Raw genomic sequence first — 2,513 nt, 5'->3', positions numbered from 1 at the left:
TGCATGTTCCACCGCCTCAAGCGCTTCCGCGCCGTGGCCACCCGCTACGAGAAGACCGCCACCAACTACCTGGCGGTCCTCCACCTGGCCTGCATGATGCTTTGGCTTAATTAGGGACACCCCCTAGAGCGCCGAACAGGTCAGGTCACGCTGCGAGTTGGTAACGCGCGGCGACCTCGAGGTTTTGGACGACCGAGAGTCGCCTGAGGTCAAAGAGGTTGCGGCGCGTGCCTCTGTAACAGGCCTTCGGGCCCTGGCGGTTGGCGAGATGAGCCAGGCGATGCTCGACGCCGACACGCTCGCGGAGTTGTGCGCGGCCCGCGCGCGACTGCAGACGTGAGCGAAGGCGCTGCTGGAGCCGCTCATCGTGACGCTGCGCCCCTTGCCGGATGCGCCGTGCCGCCATGAAGTCGCGCCATCGTCCACGAACCAGAGTAGGTTCCCCCTCCCTGTTCGTTGGAGTTCCGTCGATGCCACAAGCCACACCGCGCTCGTCACTTCAAGGAGCGCGTCCCAGCGTCTTCCTGCTCGCCGGAGCGTTCGTCACCGGCATGTTCCTCTTCGTCCATGGCGGCTGCGGAGGTGACGAGTGCCAGGACGCCGCCGACTGCCGTGAAGACAAGGGACCGCCGGCTTCGAACACGGAGTGGGTCTGCGAGGACAAGCGCTGTGAGCAGCATTCCGTCCAGGTGCCGCCCCCGGATTCCGGCACGGACGCGGGGACGCCCGACTCGGGGATGCCCGACTCGGGGATGCCCGACTCGGGGACGCCCGACGCGGGTCCCACCACGGTGAGCGTGCAGGTGCTCGCGTTCAATGACTTCCACGGGCAGCTCGAGGAGCCCGCGGGCCAGATTCTGACGGGCGTGGCCCCCGACGGTGGACCGGTGCGGGTGAACGCGGGCGGCGTGACGTACTTCGCCCGGCACATCGCGGCCCTGCGGGCCACCAATCCGAACACGGTGGTGGTAGCGGCGGGAGACCTCATCGGCGCCTCCCCGCTGCTGTCGGGGCTCTTCCACGACGAGCCCACCGTCGAGGCGATGAACCTGATTGGCCTGGACCTGGTCGCGGTGGGCAACCACGAGTTCGACGAGGGCAGCACGGAGCTGTTGCGCATGCAGTCGGGCGGCTGCCACCCGGTGGATGGCTGCCTGGACGGGGATGGCTTCCCGGGCGCGCATTTCAAGTTCCTGGCGGCCAACGTGGCCACGGGCGTGGACCGCACGCTGTTCCCCCGCTACGACGTGCGCGAGTTCGAGGGCGTGAAGGTGGCCTTCATCGGCATGACGTTGGAGGACACGCCGGAAAGCGTCATACCCACGGGCGTGGCGGGGCTCACCTTCAAGGACGAAGTGCAGACGGTGAACGCGCTGGTGCCGGAGCTGCGGCGGCAGGGCGTCGAAGCCATCATCGTGGTGGTGCACCAGGGCGGAATTCCGACCTCGGGCTCGCTGGTGAACGAATGCAAGGGCGCGGGTGCGGACGGCCTCATCTCAGGTGCCATCGTGGGCCTGGCCAAGGGCCTCAACGACGCGGTGGATGTCATCGTCAGCGGCCACACGCATCAGGCCTACAACTGCGTCATCGATGGCAAGGTCGTCACGAGCGCCTCGTCGATGGGGCAGCTCGTCACGGACATCGACCTGACGTTGAGCAAGGCGACGGGCGACGTCGTGGAGGCGCGAGCGAACAACGTCATCGTCACTCGCGACGTGCAGGAGGTCGGCGCGGTGAAGGAGCTGGTGACGAGGTACCAGGAGCTCGTCACGCCGAGGGCCAACCGGGTCATCGGATGGGTGTCGCAGACGCTCAGGACACAGACGGACTCCGCGGGCCAGTCCACCCTGGGCTTCGTCATCGCGGACTCGCATCTGGAGGCGACGAAGCCCGCGAACCTGGGTGGGGCGCAGGTGGCCTTCATGAACCCGGGCGGCATGCGCGCGAACATCGCCCAGGGCGAGGTCACCTACGGCGAGGCCTTCACCACGCAGCCGTTCGGCAACAGCCTGGTCACCCTGACGCTGACGGGCGCGCAAATCGAGCAACTGCTGGAGCGGCAGTGGCGGCCGTCGGGAGCCACCCTCATGCTGCTTCCATCGGCGGGCTTCACCTATGCGTTCAGCGCGTCGGCGCCAATCGGAAGCCGCGTCGACCCGGCGTCCATCCGGATCAACGGCGTGCCAGTGAGCCCGACGGCGGAGTACCGCGTCACCGCGAACAACTACCTCGCGAGTGGGGGTGATGGCTTCCCGGTGTTCGCCGAGGGGACGAACCGGCTGGGTGGCGCCGTGGACAGCGACGCGCTGGAGGCATACCTGAAGGCGCACAGCAGTATGGCGAGCCCCTTGCCCGCCCCCGCGCTCAATCGCATCACCCTGCTGCCCTAGGGGGTGTCCCTAATTAAGCCAAAGCATCATGCAGGCCAGGTGGAGGACCGCCAGGTAGTTGGTGGCGGTCTTCTCGTAGCGGGTGGCCACGGCGCGGAAGCGCTTGAGGCGGTGGAACATGCA

At 67.6% G+C, this 2,513-nt stretch carries 1 protein-coding gene and 3 pseudogenes; 2 read left to right on the top strand and 2 right to left on the bottom strand.

The window, feature by feature from the left end:
- A pseudogene (locus D7X99_RS41740) lies at positions 1-114 on the top strand (IS5/IS1182 family transposase); the annotation flags it as partial.
- 31 nt (positions 115-145) lie between these two features.
- Here D7X99_RS41740 and D7X99_RS44145 read toward each other — a convergent pair.
- Positions 146-399, bottom strand: a pseudogene (locus D7X99_RS44145) (IS5/IS1182 family transposase); the annotation flags it as partial.
- Positions 400-470: 71 nt separating this feature from the next.
- Between D7X99_RS44145 and D7X99_RS41730 the strand changes: the two are divergent.
- Complete coding sequence (locus D7X99_RS41730) at positions 471-2,390, top strand: bifunctional UDP-sugar hydrolase/5'-nucleotidase (RefSeq protein WP_121782564.1); 1,920 nt, start codon at positions 471-473, stop codon at positions 2,388-2,390.
- Positions 2,391-2,399: 9 nt separating this feature from the next.
- Here the strand turns inward: D7X99_RS41730 and D7X99_RS41725 are convergent.
- Positions 2,400-2,513 (bottom strand): annotated as a pseudogene (locus D7X99_RS41725) (IS5/IS1182 family transposase); the annotation flags it as partial.

The organism is Corallococcus sp. AB032C (assembly GCF_003668935.1).
Lineage (GTDB): Bacteria > Myxococcota > Myxococcia > Myxococcales > Myxococcaceae > Corallococcus > Corallococcus exiguus.
This window is presented reverse-complemented; position numbering and strand designations above follow the sequence as displayed.